Annotated in this window: 17 protein-coding genes; all 17 read right to left on the reverse strand. The window is 36.8% G+C overall.

Annotation, left to right across the window (positions count from 1 at the left end):
* Positions 1 to 492: hypothetical protein (locus ACH6C1_RS16590; RefSeq protein ID WP_374079000.1), on the reverse strand; the 492-nt coding region annotated here is incomplete at its 3' end.
* A 356-nt stretch (positions 493 to 848) separates the two neighbouring features.
* Positions 849 to 1343: a peptidase M23 gene (locus ACH6C1_RS16595; RefSeq protein ID WP_374079003.1), complete on the reverse strand. Its 495-nt coding sequence runs from the start codon at positions 1341 to 1343 to the stop codon at positions 849 to 851.
* A 20-nt stretch (positions 1344 to 1363) separates the two neighbouring features.
* On the reverse strand, positions 1364 to 1741 hold the full coding sequence (locus tag ACH6C1_RS16600) for a hypothetical protein (RefSeq protein ID WP_374079005.1): 378 nt from the start codon (positions 1739 to 1741) through the stop codon (positions 1364 to 1366).
* Positions 1742 to 1790: 49 nt separating this feature from the next.
* On the reverse strand, positions 1791 to 1946 hold the full coding sequence (locus ACH6C1_RS16605) for a hypothetical protein (RefSeq protein WP_374079008.1): 156 nt from the start codon (positions 1944 to 1946) through the stop codon (positions 1791 to 1793).
* 61 nt (positions 1947 to 2007) lie between these two features.
* Entirely contained in the window at positions 2008 to 2148 is a 141-nt protein-coding gene (locus ACH6C1_RS16610) for a hypothetical protein (protein ID WP_374079011.1), read from the reverse strand.
* Positions 2149 to 2160: 12 nt separating this feature from the next.
* On the reverse strand, positions 2161 to 2298 hold the full coding sequence (locus ACH6C1_RS16615) for a hypothetical protein (protein ID WP_217324243.1): 138 nt from the start codon (positions 2296 to 2298) through the stop codon (positions 2161 to 2163).
* 15 nt (positions 2299 to 2313) lie between these two features.
* On the reverse strand, positions 2314 to 3222 hold the full coding sequence (locus ACH6C1_RS16620) for a hypothetical protein (protein WP_374079013.1): 909 nt from the start codon (positions 3220 to 3222) through the stop codon (positions 2314 to 2316).
* 20 nt (positions 3223 to 3242) lie between these two features.
* Positions 3243 to 4229 (reverse strand): hypothetical protein, encoded by a 987-nt coding sequence (locus tag ACH6C1_RS16625; RefSeq protein WP_374079016.1) that lies wholly within the window; start codon positions 4227 to 4229, stop codon positions 3243 to 3245.
* Positions 4226 to 5713 (reverse strand): ATPase, T2SS/T4P/T4SS family, encoded by a 1488-nt coding sequence (locus tag ACH6C1_RS16630; protein ID WP_374079018.1) that lies wholly within the window; start codon positions 5711 to 5713, stop codon positions 4226 to 4228. Before ACH6C1_RS16630 ends, ACH6C1_RS16625 begins: the two co-directional genes overlap by 4 nt.
* A complete protein-coding gene (locus tag ACH6C1_RS16635) occupies positions 5713 to 6909 on the reverse strand; it encodes a CpaE/TadZ family protein (RefSeq protein ID WP_374079020.1) in 1197 nt (398 codons plus the stop codon). Before ACH6C1_RS16635 ends, ACH6C1_RS16630 begins: the two co-directional genes overlap by 1 nt.
* A gap of 12 nt (positions 6910 to 6921) precedes the next feature.
* Positions 6922 to 7683: an SAF domain-containing protein gene (locus ACH6C1_RS16640; protein WP_374079022.1), complete on the reverse strand. Its 762-nt coding sequence runs from the start codon at positions 7681 to 7683 to the stop codon at positions 6922 to 6924.
* 18 nt (positions 7684 to 7701) lie between these two features.
* Complete coding sequence (locus tag ACH6C1_RS16645) at positions 7702 to 9198, reverse strand: hypothetical protein (protein WP_374079025.1); 1497 nt, start codon at positions 9196 to 9198, stop codon at positions 7702 to 7704.
* Positions 9199 to 9436: 238 nt separating this feature from the next.
* The gene (locus ACH6C1_RS16650) at positions 9437 to 10297 is read right to left on the reverse strand and encodes a hypothetical protein (RefSeq protein WP_374079027.1); all 861 of its coding nucleotides are present in this window, start codon (positions 10295 to 10297) and stop codon (positions 9437 to 9439) included.
* 108 nt (positions 10298 to 10405) lie between these two features.
* Positions 10406 to 11305 carry a S1 RNA-binding domain-containing protein gene (locus ACH6C1_RS16655; RefSeq protein ID WP_374079030.1) on the reverse strand — a complete coding sequence of 300 codons (900 nt, stop codon included), beginning with the start codon at positions 11303 to 11305 and terminating at the stop codon, positions 10406 to 10408.
* A gap of 193 nt (positions 11306 to 11498) precedes the next feature.
* Entirely contained in the window at positions 11499 to 12671 is a 1173-nt protein-coding gene (locus tag ACH6C1_RS16660) for a hypothetical protein (RefSeq protein WP_374079032.1), read from the reverse strand.
* An 836-nt stretch (positions 12672 to 13507) separates the two neighbouring features.
* Positions 13508 to 16072 carry a type IV secretory system conjugative DNA transfer family protein gene (locus tag ACH6C1_RS16665; protein WP_374079035.1) on the reverse strand — a complete coding sequence of 855 codons (2565 nt, stop codon included), beginning with the start codon at positions 16070 to 16072 and terminating at the stop codon, positions 13508 to 13510.
* Positions 16065 to 17384 (reverse strand): replication-relaxation family protein, encoded by a 1320-nt coding sequence (locus tag ACH6C1_RS16670; RefSeq protein ID WP_374079037.1) that lies wholly within the window; start codon positions 17382 to 17384, stop codon positions 16065 to 16067. Before ACH6C1_RS16670 ends, ACH6C1_RS16665 begins: the two co-directional genes overlap by 8 nt.
* Positions 17385 to 17803: the final 419 nt, after the last annotated feature.

A 17803-nucleotide genomic window follows, 5' to 3' on the forward strand; every position in this document is an offset into this window, starting at 1 on the left:
TGGCTCTTCAACTGGAGCTTCTGGCTCTGTTGGTTCCTCAACTGGTGTTTCCGGAGTAGTTGGCTCTTCAACTGGAGTCCCTGGTTCTGTTGGTTCCTCAACTGGTGTTTCCGGCTCAGATGGTTCTTCAACTGGAGTCCCTGGTTCTGCTGGTGGTTCAGGAGTTTCGGCACCTGGTTCTACGATGTAGACTGTTAAAGTAACTACATCACCAGATCCTGGTACTACTACTTCAAATTGTTGGCCATTACTTTCAACGTCATATCGAATTAGACCAGTTACAATAAAGTGATCAGCAGCATAGAAACCTGTAACCAAACCATTCAATTGACCAGTAGCATTTGCTGCAGTTGCACGACTAGTGTTTTCATCTGCAACTATCGTAAGCGTAGATGTATCGTCTGCCGCATACACTGGCTGCTCTTTTGTAAAACCAAAACTTAAGATAAGTACCGCTAGTAAACCGTAAAACAACTTTCTCATTTTCTTCATAACTACACTCTCCTCTTTTTTGTTCCTTTCTCATACACTCATTTCTTCTGCTACTGCCTCTCTACTCTATAAAGCTCTAATACTAAACATAGACACAAAAAAAGCGCTCTATAGAAGTAGATTGTTCAACAAATAATGTGTTGAAAAACCCAGGTTCCATAGAACGCTTTAGTTTAGTATTAAAACTGCGAACCAGTAATGGTTGCCAAGAAATCAGAAATAAAATGAGTATGCATATAGTATAGTTCAAATTACTTCTAAAATCCAGTATATTCTGAGAAGTGGGCTTTAAAAATATGTAATTTGGAGGAGAAAAACAGTAGTCTTTACTATTATCGGCAGTTTTGGAAAAATGTTTACTTAAAGTACTCATAAACTACTGCTTTTCTTATATTAATTCCTTCTCCTCTGAAATATCTTGGACTCTTAGTTGATAAAACTGCAACAATACTTGGCCCATTAACACGTTCTACAATATTATATTGATTGTTATTGTAATCCATCGGGAAAGTAGCATTACTATCGTCTAAGAATTCAATACTTTCTACCTCAAACTCGTCCTGGTAGTAAGAATCGACTTCCTGTTCGAAGAACTTATTTGAAGAACTCTTTAATTCTAGGTTATTCACTAAGCTTTGATTAAAATTATCTCTCGCCTGCACTTGATCAAACACAATGTTCCCTTGAGCTAATTGTGCTTCATCAAGGGCAAGCGCAGCATCGTGTACAGCAAGCTCAAGCGCATTTTTAACCTGTCTATTGGCAGTCCTATCAGCTTCCTGGTTATATTGCATAGATATAATAAAAGCAAACATAGCTCCCAGGAATAAGATTCTGAGTACATGAGACATATTTAAACTCCTTTACGATGCTAATTTATATACTCACTTAAAACTTGGGTGTCTTTCTTAATTGTTCGCGGTCCTGAAATAAAAATATCAAAGAGGAATATAGGGCCACGAGGTACTTCAATACTTCCTTCTATGTATTCGTTTCTATACGTAAGATTTTTTGTTGCATTAATATCAATTTTATCTGGGTCAAAGTTATAATCTTCTACAAGTTCTGAGCGCATATCTGCAATAATCTCTTCCGTGAATCTTCCCTCTATAGATGCTTTCTTTGCTCCCTCATGTAGAACAACTTCAACCGCTTCTCTGTGCAAGCTGTCTACATAGCCTAATATAGGTGCGAACATAAAATTTGCCACTAAAACAATCGTCATCCATTTTTGAAGTACTGCCGCCATTAAATTCACTCCTTAAAAAAATGAAGTAAGGGGGTTCCCCCCCTTACTCTTACTTCGATGGTAGATCTGCTTCAACACTCGTTACATGGCCGCTGTAAGTATCTGCTTGATCGCTCATAAGGTTATAACCTACACCAAAGAGCAGAATTCCAATCGCTAATGCTGTGATACCGAATTTTAGAAAAGTAGATAAAGCTGTATTCATTGTTAATTCCTCCAATTGATAGTTAAATTTATTTTTTAAGAGTAATAACACTCTTTAAAAATCATAATTGATGATTACTTTCGATATTACTTTGGTAATCTTGATTCTTATTAGACATGAGATCAAAGGTTGTGTAAGCTATCAGAGATATTATTACCGCTGTTAATCCTACAAACATAAAAGCCTGAAGCACCTTGGACATGCACAACCCTCCTTAGGAACTTTGCTCAATGTAACCATTGACGTCGCCCACAAAACCATTAATTTGGTCGAAAAATAAACCATATATTAGTATTCCTGTGATGAGCGCTGCAAAACCCAGCTTCATCCAAGCAGCCAAGGTAGTATTCAATATAAACCACCTCCTTTAAAATCCTTGACTATCTTGAAGAATCTCCATAACCATTACAATCACTACTGCAACGAAGTTCAAAATGATAATAAAGTGTGTAGCCTTGATTGGAAGAGAAGAGAGCTCATTAGTGACCTTTTTCCTTCTACGATAGTTCTCTATTTGGGATTTAATGAACATATCGTTTAATCCGCTAAGTGAGTTTAATGCCGTATCTATTTCAATCTCATCTAAACTACTGATGATATTAGCGAGTGCCCGAGCCTCTTTTGTACTAATTTCATCTGCAAAACGATTTAAGGCGACCTTAGGACCTTCATCATTTGTCCAATTTGTTAGTAAGCGGTTATAAGATTCACTTATAACATCAAAGTATGGTCTTAAATTTCTTAACAGGTTGTATGAATTGATTCTAGTGTTGCTCATCATTCTTAATTCGTTGGTTATAAGGTCGTAGAGCATAAATATCTCTGCGTTCTTCTTAGCGATTCGGTATTCTACTATCCGCTTCATCGTATATACGAAAAGAGAGTATGGAAAACTAGGTAAAAACAGCAGCGCGAAAGCGATAATACCTACGAAAGCCCAATTGCTAATTAATCTGCCAGTTAGCATTGGTAACAAAACATAGTTTGCTAATAGCAAGCCCACAATACTGAAATAAATTACAAAGTACCTCGTCGAATTTAAACCTAAAGGATAATTTGTGAGCTTGAACCATTTTTCTGCCTTTGTTTCCTTGGCGGTCTTGATAATTTGTTGCTTACTATTACTAAAGGATTGTTTTATTCGCAGCCGCGTCTGTAACCTTTCAGTATTAGTAGTGAGTCCAGCGTATACAAGATAACCAGTACTCAAGGCCAAAATAGTATAAAATCCATAAAACAATATTGGGATAATCTTAAAGATCAGCGTTTGATCCAAAACTTTCTCCCTCCTTTCTTTTACAAATCATTCTTAGGACTCTTAAGTATTAAAGAGATTATCACGGAAAAGACAGTTCCAATCGATCCTAAGGTAAATAGAAGCAGTGTATATCTATTGTTAAATTGCAAGTTAAACCAGTCCTGTGCACCAGATACAAAATAGCCCAATGCTACAGAGGCAATCAGAATCGGTATTGTAAGATAACCTGTGTGTACTGTATCCAATATTCCAGACTTTTCTTCTTCAAGCATCTCTTCTGTATCTTCTATTTGCCTTGTTAAAACCATTAGAGTCTTTAATACATTTTCTTTATCCGTATATGCCTTTAGAATGATACTCCCTAGCCTTTTTGCCCAGCTATTTCCTACAGTAAAGACAAAAACAGAGATTGTATTTCTAAGCTCTTCATTATTTCGGGCTGTTTGAAGATCATTTACTAACTTAGTTATTATCTTTCTTAATGTAGGTTCTACAACAATCCTTTGAGTTTCTTTTAGGGCATAATACATGTCATGTTGGTTAGCGCTATACTGTTGCATTATTATTTGAACTAACTCTCTAAATTCACCAGACATAGCGGACCTAATTTTCCTTAACTTTATCTGCAGGAACAGATAAGGTATCGTCGCTATAAGGACTCCGAGAGTTATTGCTAATACTATGTCCTTAAAAGCAATAAACGTCATAACACTTGTGACGACTAAGAGCAACATCGTAGTGATAAAGAACGATCCCACATCTTGTTCTGATTTTTCGTTTTTGGTTGCGTTAATCAACATTTGAATGTGATTTAGGAAGGCACCATTATGAGTGATATCAGTTTCTTTAACGGTGGATTCAATCCGCATCTTTCGTAATCTGTATTTGTACTTCCACTGCCCATATTTTTCTCTAACGGGTGCGCTTAAGACTAATTGGACAAAGTATATTACGGCTATGGAAATGAGGATATAGAAGATGTAGTAAATGCCGTCTCCCCAGAACCATTGGTAGAGTTTGCTCATATTGCATCACCAAAGATCTCTGCCAATAAATGTTTAGTGCTTTCTTTGTAATCCCTCATTGATGATTCTTTTTCACGTTCTTTTAATAGATGAACTAACTTCTTAGTTTCAGGTAAGTTTTCCTCTGCCATAAGCAGCAGCAGCCTGTCACTGATCTTCGAGTTGTAGTAGTATTTACCAGTTGAATAACTATATCTAATCAAATCGTTAGTCTCATCTTGCTTAGTTTTTTCATTCCAAATAATTTCAGTAACAGATAATACTCTCTTCTTTCTCCTATCTCTTTCAGCAGTAGTTGTAATAACTAGGTCTAGGTTTCTTGCTACGCGCTCCAACTCATTTTCAAATACTCGATTGGGAAATTCATCAAGTAAGTGACGCGTAATCTGTGGAACTATGCTATCTTTATCCGTTAAGTGATATGAACTTATAGCCCCTCTTTCACCTCGCTCGCACGCTTGTAGGTAAGCTTCTGTTTCTAATGATCTTATCTCTCCTACTACAATAAAGTCGTGCTCCATTCGGAGTAATCGAAGCAAAGCGGTATGAAGGTCTCCTTCTTTTGCTTGAACCTCGAATACTAGGTTTGGCAAAGACTTACTTAACTGTAGCTCGAAGTGTTTCTCCATCGAAGCAATCACATATTTTGGATCTCGCTGCTTTACCATAGTCTTTAATAAAGTGGATTTAGCGGACCGGACTCGACCAGCAATAATAATGTTCGGCATAGTACGGGAGAGTGCTTGGAAGATTTCGATATCCCTTTCGTCAATAGTGCCTAGTTCAGCCTGCTTCTCTAAGCTGACCTCTTTGACAACAAATCTACGAAACATAATATAATTATCTCGGCTGCGCGGCTTCTGAATCATTGTGATACGGCTGCCGTCTTCCCGTTCAATTTCCAACTCTGGAGTTTCTTTATTAATTATTGAGTCACTTGACCGTATAGTAAACGTTCGCTTAATATGCTCTACTACATCATCACTTGCAAACCGCTCTTCTTGAAGCACAAATTCTCCGTTAACATCTATCCATAATTCGGTCCCGCGAATTGCTGCCGCTTCACTTTCTGGATACTTCTCCCACTTTTGAAGAATGGATATACCCCAAACTTCATGAAAAATGGCTTCTGCTAAGGAGTCATAAAAATAAGGATACTCACTGACGCTTAAGTTACTAGCATGCAACACTTCGTTGATCTTGTTGATAAAGTAAGCCATTTCATTCTTATCACCTATTACAGCTTTATGTACTCTATCAAGCCATTCACTACTTCCTTCACCTGTTAGCGTGTTATTTACATCCATTTGCGTTTTGACTTTTTGGCAAAGGGACTTAAATTCTTCATCTTTCTTTTCCTTACTTGACTTTGCTCGAGGTGCTTCTCCCCCAATATCCTGGATACGGTTAGAGAGCCATTGGCCGACGTCATACTGTCCTTCCTCGATTTGCTGTGCATCATGTAGGAGATTTTTATTAATCATTATCTACCAACTCCTGCAGTTTTTCTGTTAGTGAATAACTTTCCGAATAGGCCTGGATTCTTATCTATATCTTGATCTTTGATAGACAATTTAGTTTCCGAGATAATTAAGTTAGAAACAATATCTATGTTCTTTTTGTATTCGCCTTTAGCTACGTTGTATAGAAGCTCTTTTTGACGGACGGCAACTGGACCAAGTTCTGCCATATCAGGGATAGTAGCTAACCGTGATATATTCATCTCATCTTCCAAATCTTTCTCAGAAATTAGAGAAATATTTGGATTGTATCGATTAATTAAAAGCATAAACTCTGATTTCTTTACACCAGCTGGTTCTAGCAATTGTTCAAAGACGTGAGGGAAATAACCACGATAACCTTTATCTTCTTGTGTAGTTACAATGAATCGTAAATCACTGCTTACTAAAGTCTCGGCAGCTACTGCTGTATCAAAATGTGTACCGCCATCAATTAGAACCAGATCAAATGTTTTCTTTGCGATATCTAATAGATGTTCAATCTCTTCGATCTGATAAAAGCGCTGCAGCTTAATATCACGATTGCCGGCCAAGTGGTAGAAATTCTTATGCTTGTGCACTGACCTTTCCAGTAGGTTAGGAGTCAAAGATTTTGTTTGAAGATCAACCTTTAAGTCATTTAAGAACTTTCCTTTATATTCGAAGAAGTAATCGGAAGGATCCCATGCATTTAAACTAAGAACTAAAACTTTCTCATTTACCTGGGAGGAAATAGATTCTGCTAGATTAAATGTTGTGGTACTTACTCCGGCCCCACTGTGTGTTCCATATAGTACTACGGTCTGTTTACTGGCAATAGTCAACTCTGTTTTCAACTGGTTGTACATTTTATCTGTGACTTCTCTTGGACTTAAGTTAGGTGGTAAAGTTTTAACCTTATAAGCTGAACAGAAGTATTGAATCTGTTGTGCTTCGTCACGATCGATTCCATCAGGCAGCTTGTAAAAAATCGGTATGTCGGGATATTGCTCTGTGGCCTTACCTAGCTCATGTTGATGTTTATGATTTCCATCAATTAGTAGTGCGTTGATATCAACTGTAAAAGTTTTATTATGCTTATCTAATTCACTTACTGTAAGGGCTAGCTTAATATCATCATGTTGCTCAAAGAGTTCTTTGTAGATCTTGTCATTGCTTAAAGTTCCTATTACCATCTCCATTAGAACTGCCTCCTAGTTATAAGTAATGTATAGTTTCTTTCCACTTAGTACTGTGTTCATTAATAAATCAAAGTCCGCTTCATCAAGGATTACTTCAAGATCGGAAATATTACCTGTCGCATTCAATCGTTCTTCTGTACCTTTTTCTTCAATTTCATTTGTAACTTCTTGGTTAGATGAATCCTTTACATAAACAACTTTTACATCTTGTAAGATTGGTGCTTTTAATTTCGTTGCAGCAACTTCTTGTTCGGGATTTGTGCTGGATACAATTGTTTCTTCTTCCGCATCATCAGAGTCATTATTAGAATTTTGAGTCTCATTTTCTGTATTTGTTTCGATGTCTGTATCGCTTATTGCATAGATATCAATACTGTCTTTCCTTCTTAGTGATCCTGGTTGAGCAAAGATCATGTCATTTACAATTGGTCTAATTGCTTCTCCTTTAGAGCGGTCGGGAACCAAATCTTCAAAATCAACATCTTCTTTTGAAACAATTGAGTTATTCACTAGATTTTTGCCTGCTTCCTTGCCGATAACCTCTTTAAAATCAGTAGCAAGCGCTGTTCCAGCTACTAAATCTTGCTTTCTTCTCCGCTCTACAATGACATTATCTTCTGTAAGCTGCTCCTTTGCTTTGATACCTTCTTCAGCGTTTACTACTAGTACTTCAACGCTATCCATCTTGTCTTTAAAAAATAACTCATACATTGGAAGGCAAGCCAGAAGCAGAACTGCTGTACCTAGTGCTAGGAAAATCTTTTTATTTTTCATCTCATATCTCCTCGTTATTTAATTTTCGTTTGTAACTATTTTTATTTTCTTATTCATCAAACGTCCCATTAGGCTGCTACCTTTTTGTTTCTTCCTAAAGTCTTTTGGTAAAAGTAAGTCAAGTACTGGTGACAAAGCTTTCTCTATACTTTCTCGATTTTTCCTTGAATCATTTAAGAATTCTCCTTTTGTTTGTGAAACGAAAACGTCTTGTGAAGAAAACTCTGGAATGAATGTAGTGAAATCAAGATCTAATGCTTGATTTGCTAGTTCTATCAGCTCTTTATCAAAGTTGTTACTGAAACGATTACCGATTAAGTGAAACTTATCATCGTTTGCCATCTCAAAGAGTAAGCTCTTTTGTAAATCATTCTCATCAAATACGTTCTGCAGATTGCTTAAATCTGGTTCGACCACGCAGAAAACGTGACTGGCTACACTGAACAATTCTCTGAAAACTGGCTTAGCCCAATCCGCACCGGCATCTATAATCGTTACCGTAGACTTACTTGCAAACAGCATTTTTATGTAATTATCAAATCCGAAATTTTGCTCATCATATTCTTTTTCTGCAGCAGGATTTTTGACAAGGAGATTCACATCGCGAAAGATCCAATCTTCAACTTGCTCAGAATCAAGTTCATAATCTGTTATTTGTTGAAAATACTTACTTCTGTAATTAGGCTTTAGATTATGGCCATTAAATCGATCCCATGTATATGAAGGTTGAAATGGATTCTCCATATACGTTGTCGAAACCCCTAACATAGCCAGCTGCCGACTGACAATGTGCGAAAAGAACGTAGAGCCGCTTCTTGCAAACGGACTGATAACCAGGACTGTTTTTCGTTCTACCGGTATACCTACTACCTTTTCAACCTGTTCACTTAGCTGTATGTTATAATTCCGCTTTATTACTTGCTTTTGTATGATTGGCTTTTCCGGTTTCTCTCTCTTTTCTTTCTTCGACTTTTGTGGTGGGGGCTCTTCTACCTCTTCGAGAGGTTCTGAATCTACTGCCTCTTCTTGATCTGGTTGTTTCTCAACCACTGTAGGAGCTGGTACATCGACCTTCGCTACCTCTGCAGCAGTATTCATGAATCTTGAAACATTGGAGAATAGTGGCTCATTCTTCAACTGATTAATCATGGCATCCAGATCAATAGAGTTTCTGTTGAAAATATCTAGTACATGGTATGCGACAAGGTTAGTCAAAAATGGATCTGAATTCGCTCTCTCACAAAGAAATACTACTCGTACCTTGTCATTGAATTGCTCTCTTATCCGATAGACTGTTTCAATCCATTCTCTATCACTACTTTCGAAGTCATTAGGTAAGTAGTAGTCATGTAAGATGAGAATGTCAGGTTGCTCTTCAATAATGAATTCGTCCAAATAACGATGATGCATAACTTCACTGTCTATCACTTCGAAATCATCTACATGCACGCTGAGGTGGTTTCGAAGAATTTTACTGTATGTTGCATCTCCGATTGCCAGTAAGACTTTTTTCAAAAACTGTCACTCCATCTTTTATCCGGAAATATAAAAAACCCCGAAAAAATCACGATCATTCATGATTTTTTCGGGGTTTTCCCGATAATATTATATTGTCAGTTCCCAGCCATGGGAAGCTGGGAACCCATCTTTCCGAATATATATTCAGAAAGGATGCTTGAGACAATATTAGCACTTGTGTTCGGTAACGTCAACAAAATTTATTACCATTTTTTTCTAAGTTTCGCGGTGTATATTAGCCTTGAGAAGGCGCTGCTAAGAAATCCAACCTTGATCTTTTTAGCTCACCTTTTATAGGGCTGTAAATTGCTGTTTCTAGACCAGACTCAATCATATCTTCTTCAACACAAATCCAAATCTTAAACGGGAAAGTATCTAATAGTAGTTCTTTATTGAGATGATTTGCTACTGATAACGTAGACGTAAATAAGACTACTACAGGTATATTGTTACCCATTCCGCGGATTGGAAGGTTACCTAAGCTCTTATAAACCCCAGCCCAGGAATATAATTTGTCTCTAATGAACCCTACAAAATCCTGGCTCTGTTGGGTCCTCTCCATTAGAAAGTTCAGATTCCCCTTTGGAGTTTGGATTTCAGCAGCCCCCATAGGCTTTTTAATTCGCATATGATCAGCGATCGTAGCATTCCATTTCCAAGACTTAGCTACTTTTGCCTCGATAAGCCTACATCTAAGCTCATTCATTGCTACATAGCGCTGAACCGCTCCTACCCCAAGTGTATCCCATCTGCCTGGATCCATAAAGAAGTCTTCATTGTAGAAGTGCTTTAAGAACTTATAGCCTGCCACTCCTAGTGTGAAAGGAGCAGGAGGCTTAACTTCCTCATCCTCGTCCGTAGAGATCCTAATTTTCCATCTGTCTACCAAACCAAACTTCCTAAACCGATCCAAGCGTTTGGAAACATCTGATCTAGACATCTTAGAAGAAAGGTATCTTCTTAATTGGTCCTCGTTGCTGCATATGGAATCTCCGAGCACTTTAAGAAGCATTATATCAGCGTCATCAATCGTCTTTCTAAGGTAAAGTGACAGCACAGCATCAAGGCCAACATGCGGCCTATAGTTCTTTGGCAAGAACTTATATCCCTTTATTAGTGGATGATCCCAAAAAGGAATTTCTCCCCGCTTATCGTAATAATAAGGATATTCTAGCGCGTCATCCTTTACAAGCTCTATTGTCATTTAGTCGAAAAGGAACGATGCAACGTCTTTTTTCTGTTTCTTGCCGCGGGGATAAGCATAGATAACAACTTTACAGCGCCGGCTTTCTTTATCGATAGTTCTAATGCGGCATGAAACAATATCGCCAACATCCGGCTCTGGTAGACTTCTTGGCTTAATGCCCTTTACTTCCAGTCCATTGTCCAGCTGTACAAAAATGCCGTGGATAGGATGAACGTTAGTAATCTTACCTGCGATACCTTCCATGTCCTTCATCTGTTCCAATTGATTAAATGGATCCTCGACTGCTGCTCTTCTGCTGACTTGTACCAGCTGTCTCTCTTCATCAATCCGTAATACCTTTACCTCAACTTTAGAACCGCGAGTTACCTGAGTCTCAATATCTCTTACGCGACCATGATCCCACTCTGCAGTATTCATAAAGCAGTTGGTCCCATTCACTTTTACAAATATTGTGCGTGATTGTGGATTATATCCGGAGATAACGCCTTCGTATACCTCTTCAGACAAAGCCTCTCCGTCTTTACGGGTGCGCAATTCCTCCCAAAAAGCAGCGCTCTTTATTTCATCTGCTTTCTTTACACTGACAGTAGCTATTTCATTTTCAAGATCCAGAGCTGTAATAACAAACTCCTGGATTGATCCAACAAAGCCAATTAAGCTGGAGAATTCATGAGCGGAGAATTCACTTGCTGGGCAATAGGCTCTGATGCCGCCTTCTAGTCTGAAAATAGCCACTTCCACTTCTTTAGTTACTACTCTACCGTTCTCTTCTGTAGGCATTTTCATTTTTGTAGTAGAACTAACCGCCCCTCTAGTAATTTCTCCTGTACGCCGCTTATTTGCTAATTCCTCAAGCTCAAGATTACTGTTCCAGGACTTCAATAGTGTTTCTGTCATATGATACCCCTCCAAAAAATTAAATAAAAAACACCCCAACACATACGATGCCTAGAGGCAAAGTAGTATTGGGGTGTCCCATTAGTCATATTCGCTTATAGTGTAGATACTACATTATGATTATAAAATTGGCAACAATTTCTTTATATATTAGGAGAAAGAAATTGATAGGTATTCCAAAAAATGATTTAGGTCAAAGCTTTCTATATCTAAATTCGAAGTGTTTTAGATTATCCATTATAAATTCTCCGTTTGTTAATGATAACCATTTGTTAATAAGTTGAATAAATTCATATAATAACCCTGCATATATTTCAATGTAATTCTTATTCATAGATACATAATCTAACATCTGATCTACTTTTTGTTTTTCCTGGAATTGACCAGAATCTGTTACCTGACCATGAGAATCATCGATTACTTTTATTAATAAGTAAATTTCTTCATTTTGGGGATTTATATCCGGACCAAATAGAACTCTGTATTTATCTGTTTTTTCTCCAGAAGTTACAAATAAATCTGGAGATTGGCGTAAACTGTTGAATTTATCAAAGCGATTTATCCACCTAATAAGATTTACGATACTAACTCCTATTTCCTTTTTAAAGTAAGCAGATGCTGTGATATTCATAAGAATGGTGGTTAGTTCTTTTTCAATCTTCTCAAAATTTTTAAAAACTTGAAATCCAAGGAATCTTCTCTTTCCAAGAACATCCTTTATGTCAGAGTACTCCATACTTAATAATCTACTATATTTATCAAAAGAACTTTCTCCATCATAACCATATATTATATAATCTAAATTCTTAATAACCGTAAGTATTTGTGTGTCCACCTGCATTTTCAGATAATCGTTAAGATCATCATATAGCATACCTTTATTATGTAAAGAACTGATAGTTTCCTTTATAACTTTTTTTATTCTTGCCTTTACTTTAGATTTATCCTGACCCTCTATTCCATAAGTTAGAGGGCGTCTAAACTTTAGATCGAATGGCAAATCCTTAAAATCCCCATAGTCAGTATTAAATAAACAGATAACTTTTTCCCAACCAAGAACTTTCGCAGCATAACCTAATTCTAATAATACATTAGGATTAGGTGTTTTCCTTCCATCAGAATTAGAGTTTATTATACTTATATCCGCAATAAAGATTTTTGAATTTTCTATTTTATCAAAGATAGTGCTTACTATATCTGGCGTCCCTAGCTCATCCTTTGTGTCCCTATCTAAGTTAAGTTCTAAATGGAAATCTTCAGCGATGCTTAACTCTTTTATTGCTGACTTTATACAAGATTCAATAAATCCTCTGTTAGAAGCATTAGGAAGATCTGATTGCCAAGAATAAAAAATATTATAATCCATAGTTTAATCACCTATTTTGTAGAAATTTACAATTTAACAATAACAATCCAACTATAACATATTACTTTCGTACATAGTCATAAGGTGATTCTAGACTACTAAAAAACGGTTGTATAATAGTTAGATATACTCTCGAAAAACTATTAAAAGATAAATTATTACGATTTTAGAATAGCAATTAGAGCAATTAGAGCACTAGTACCAGATATTATTATTGTAAGCTTTTCGTTTGCTTTGAGCTTAGTATTTATTTTTGAAATATATTTATCTATTAGTGATATTGAAACACACATAATAATGACCCCAGTTATCCCGTTCGCTAATATTAACAGATAAATTTTCACCCCGTCCGGATTGAAATTCTCGAACTCCATTGCTATTAAAGTGAAATCTATGCAGAGTACTATTATGGGTATTATAGTCATCAACATTATAAGGAACTTGATATCCCAATGTACTTTATCTTTTGATCTAACTATGGAAAAAGAATAGAACATAAATAATAGTAAAAAAGATATTAAGACCACTATTAAGCACAACACACCTATTCGCTGAATATAATTCATTCCAGTGGCTAATGCTGCAATTTCTTTACCAAACATCGTTAAAACGGTACCTGCAAATAGAAAGACCAGCATCACAAGTGTAGTTACTCTAAGATTTCGATTACTAATAAGAACCACTCCTTCTTTTAAGACCAAGCTATTATATACCAAATAATACACAACGAAGTCAGTTTTACAAAATAACCCTATTTCAAAAAAGGGGAAGTTTTATAACGAAAGCAGAACCTGCATTAGCATGAATTAAAAAACTCTCCTTTATGGAGAGTTTTTCTAGTAATCCTTCTCTAATTCTTCAAAGATTGGTTCTGGTTTATTTCTAATTACCTTTGATGATTCATTCTGTAGTATCTCTAGTAAATCGTTCTCCTTCTTGCCTAAGACAGACAAACTTGCTTTTTCCGTTTCATCTTCTACTGCAGCAGTAGATCTAAACAATTCACTTAGAGGATCATAACTGTCATCTACATCAGTTACCTGAGTGTGCTCTATCACAGGAGTGGCTACTTGTATGGTCTGCCTATCAGAATGATAAGTAACTCTTACAGGTTGCTCGTTATCGGGAACAATAATCATTGGCTCGTCAAGCCCCTTCTTGATTTCCGCAGCTTTCTGTTGCTCAACTTCTCTTACATCCTGTTCTACTTCCTCTTCAGCAGGAGCTTTTACAAGGTATTCACTCTGCAAGAATCGCTCTCTAGCTTGAATCCAATATTCACCCTTTTCATCTGCTACCAAATGCTTTGCAACGTTAAATTCCTTTTTAGCAACGAAGTTGGCGTTCACTTGTCTTACCGGCATTGGTCTATTGTTTTTTACAAGTTTAGCCGCTACCTGGAAAGCATTCTGGAAGATAATATCATTAGGAGATAGTATAGCTTCTTCCGTTCTTACGTAAGAACTTCCGGCCCGCGTTACAGGATTCTCTTGTAGAGGTGAAATACTTTGCTCATTCTGCGTTTCTTCAAAATGCTCAGCCTCTCCAAAAATACCTGAGAATAGTTTTGCATCATATTCAGATACGTCTCCATACACCATCTTATGTCTAAGAGTTGTAAGTAAAGTCTGCAGATACATTTCACCGTACTTATCAGCGAGCTGCGCAACCGTCTGTGCAACTACCGTAATAATAGTCTTGTACTTCCTTGACTGAGCAGGAAACTCTTTAAACGGTTTGTATATGTAATCTGGAAACTCATCCACTAGTATATGGTGAAAATTAGATACGTTTGGCTTTCTCCTGAACACAGCATTCTGAAGGCTCAATAGAATCAACTTACCAAACACATTGGATAATCCGCCTAGTTCTCCTTTAGCTGTGTTAACAAGTAAAACCCCGCCAAATTCGAGATGTTTATCGAAATTAAAATCTGAATTTCCGAATAGCACCCTTCTCATCAACTTGTTTGCTCCAAGGTCTGAAAGTATATTTCTAAGACCTTTAACCATTTCTGCTTCAGAGTCGTAATAAGCGGGTTCGCCGCGGTACTCCCCTTCGATCTTAACTAGCTCAGGCTGGCCATTCCTTGATAGTTTAGGCAGGTGGTGCATATCAAACCATTCATCTGTTTGCTGTACAATCTTCCAATGGTTTCTTTCATCTCTATCTTTGATGCCTCCTATATTATTCGGGAATGTTTTCTTAAGTTTTTCATGCATTCTTCTTACTAGCTGCGGGCTGTTATACATATCTATCAAATCATCGAATAGTACTTCCTTGTCTGGTTCATGAAGCTTTAACAAGTATATATACTGTTTCAAGTGGTTACGTTGGGATTGTTGGAAGAAGAAGTTTGAATTGCCCTCTTCAGCTAATCCCTCAATTACCATTGTCCATGCTTCAGCCACTTGATCAACCGGCCCCTGCATAGCATTAATCCCTGGGGTATTGGGATTAGAAGGATCGATATAAAATACCGCTTCGTCTGGTATATTGTGTGCCTTCACTAACTGGAATACCTTCTGGCATAGATCATTTGAAGGTTCAATTACGGATATACCGTTTAAGTACATACCGCTCTTGTCCTCAGAAATATAATCTTCATCCTCATGAATATCTGCAAATTTATTAATGAATTTAGTCATCCAATGTAAATCTTGATTGAGCAGCTGCAGCACTAAAGCAGCTGTCTTACCGGTACCAATACTACCGATAATTGAGTTGTTGAGTGGTCTATCTTTACCTAATTGAACAACTAATTCCTTTGTCTTTGAATCTTTTCCGAGTACAACGTCCGGCCAGCTTTCTGTCTCCCCTAATCCGATGAATCTCTGTAGCCAGTAAGAGTTAAACTCGAATTCTCTAAATGCATCTTTAAGTGAATCGCTATGCTGAGAATACCGTCCCGCGAGCCATAATAGGATTAAAGTTATAGCAATCGTAGGGAAAAACATTATGAAAATCATAAGTGATTCCGGATTCCCTAGAAGTAGCTGTGACCATGTTTCATTCATGTTAATTCCATCTACCAGCGTGAGTAAATAAGGTACTACATGATTGTATACAGGAGCGGATATCCACCAAACGTAAAAGGCAACTATCCCCGCAAACATCTGAAAGAATATATACGTTTTCCATCTAATTGACTTGAATCTTTTCACTTTAGTTGAAATCAGCCATGCTGCAACAGAGAGTAAGAGAATAGCAAGCATTCCCCATATTGTTGGCTTTAACGGATTGCCGAAAAGTATAAACGCGGGTATCTTGTCTAGGAACAGACCAATCATTAAAAATGAATAATTAAAGATTGCTCTTAGTGTTAGAAAAAGAGAAGAAACTAAAAGAGTTCCAGACACTATAGTAGGCAGGCTACTAATAAATCGCTCTTTTTTATTCAAGAGTACATACCTCCATCTTTGTAGGTGATACAGTTCTTAAAAATTCCTGAGAACCAGATGGCTTCCAACTATCCATATCAGTGAAATATACGTTAGGAAGGTTAATCCCAATAATCTCGTTCTTTAACTGGACTTTATTTTTGTAGACACCTATAAGTATCTTGCTGTCATTGTCTAGTACATTCATCTGCGAATAATCAGAAAACCGCTTCACTTTAGCAATCATGTCAACGTTCCCCTCATCCATTAGGAGTAGAGAAGCATTCGTTCTTCTGCCGCTGCTCTTATTTACGATTTCAACAATCGTATCTAATGTATGACCTGTCTGAGAACCAGCATGTCTAATATTTTCAAAACGAAAGTCTAAGCCGTTGTTGTCATTTATTAAGGTTGCAAAGGTATCTAATTCTATCTCTTGATTTAATAACCCATATGGTTTTGTGCCAATTAAGATCTCTTCTGCTAATCGTACTGATCTATTTAATGAAACTACATAAACACTTAAGTTAGATGAATTCCCCCCAACTGAATCAAATGTCTCTTTAATAGCCATTTTCATATTATTGATTCTGATCTTTCTATTGTCAGGATAATATCGAAGCGTAGGCATCGACTCATCAATAAGGGAGAAAAGAACAATGTATTTATTGGAGTGGTCCCTTTTGGATAAAGATATGTAATGTCTAACCTTATCCTGGATAACATGTAATGATTCATTCCCTGTATCAAACTCTAAGAATAGCATTTGCCCTTTGCTACTAAGTATCCAATCTGGAATCACATTATCTGCAGCTATTAAAGATAATTCACCCTCACTCACAGCTGAACCATCTGCGAATCCAGGAGATATAGATTTGAAGTCACTTAGTTTATTCTGCAAGTTTATGATGGTCTTAGTGGCTATTTCTTGAATGCCAAAGAAATGATCATAATTCTTAATTTGAGAGAATTTCTTTATTTCAACCTTATTCCAATCTGGAGATAGTATTTTCATATCAACCAGAACTCTTAATCCATTCTGGCCTATTCTGATGTGCTTGAGAGGATTACCAAATCGTCTTTGAACCCTCACATTTTGAGTGCTGACTACATCATACTTGCTCCATCTAGATAGCTTTACTCTCAATGAATCACCAGAGATAGGTTTATGCATGTTGTATAAATCTAGAAATTGCTTTGAAGTAACTAACTTTTGATTAGCAAGAATCCTTAGAAGATCTAATTCAAAATCTTGTAGATTGACTCCCCTTCCATTAATACCGAATGAAAAATGATGCTTAATAGTAAATACCTCCCCATAACAAAAGCCCATCCACAATACTCCTGTTGAGTAAAGTGAATGGGCTTATCCCTGATGTATATATATTTCATAAAACATTGTAGCATCCTATTTCATTTTAGACTATTCTAAGTTGAAATCACCCATTAAATAAAGGACTGATAAGGCATATTAGAGGGATAGTTTAGAGTAATATTTTGAGACTATCTAGAAAAGCCATTTCAGAGGTTTATAACGATATTTTAATTCTTTGTGAGGGATAATACTCGGGGTTCTGAAGAAGTGAATTTCCGCATAGTGAAGCTACCGAGCTTGTTTCGATATCGTAACAGTTTAAGCGTAACAGGCATTCTGTTACGCTTAAACTGTTACGGTTAAACTGTTACGCTTAAGTTGTAACGCTTAATAGCGTTTGCTTCTCTTGTATTTAGCGTCCTTTTATCGTTCGGCTA

The sequence above is a fragment of the Terribacillus sp. JSM ZJ617 genome, from assembly GCF_044383785.1.
Classification (GTDB): Bacteria; Bacillota; Bacilli; order Bacillales; family Amphibacillaceae; genus Terribacillus.

Coding starts and splice junctions, on each gene's coding strand:
- ACH6C1_RS16595 (WP_374079003.1), bottom strand. CDS start 1,343: ATGTCTCATGTACTCAGAATCTTATTCCTGGGAGCTATGTTTGCTTTT.
- ACH6C1_RS16600 (WP_374079005.1), bottom strand. CDS start 1,741: ATGGCGGCAGTACTTCAAAAATGGATGACGATTGTTTTAGTGGCAAAT.
- ACH6C1_RS16605 (WP_374079008.1), bottom strand. CDS start 1,946: ATGAATACAGCTTTATCTACTTTTCTAAAATTCGGTATCACAGCATTA.
- ACH6C1_RS16610 (WP_374079011.1), bottom strand. CDS start 2,148: ATGTCCAAGGTGCTTCAGGCTTTTATGTTTGTAGGATTAACAGCGGTA.
- ACH6C1_RS16625 (WP_374079016.1), bottom strand. CDS start 4,229: ATGAGCAAACTCTACCAATGGTTCTGGGGAGACGGCATTTACTACATC.
- ACH6C1_RS16630 (WP_374079018.1), bottom strand. CDS start 5,713: ATGATTAATAAAAATCTCCTACATGATGCACAGCAAATCGAGGAAGGA.
- ACH6C1_RS16635 (WP_374079020.1), bottom strand. CDS start 6,909: ATGGAGATGGTAATAGGAACTTTAAGCAATGACAAGATCTACAAAGAA.
- ACH6C1_RS16640 (WP_374079022.1), bottom strand. CDS start 7,683: ATGAAAAATAAAAAGATTTTCCTAGCACTAGGTACAGCAGTTCTGCTT.
- ACH6C1_RS16655 (WP_374079030.1), bottom strand. CDS start 11,305: ATGACAGAAACACTATTGAAGTCCTGGAACAGTAATCTTGAGCTTGAG.
- ACH6C1_RS16660 (WP_374079032.1), bottom strand. CDS start 12,671: ATGGATTATAATATTTTTTATTCTTGGCAATCAGATCTTCCTAATGCT.
- ACH6C1_RS16670 (WP_374079037.1), bottom strand. CDS start 17,384: ATGGGCTTTTGTTATGGGGAGGTATTTACTATTAAGCATCATTTTTCA.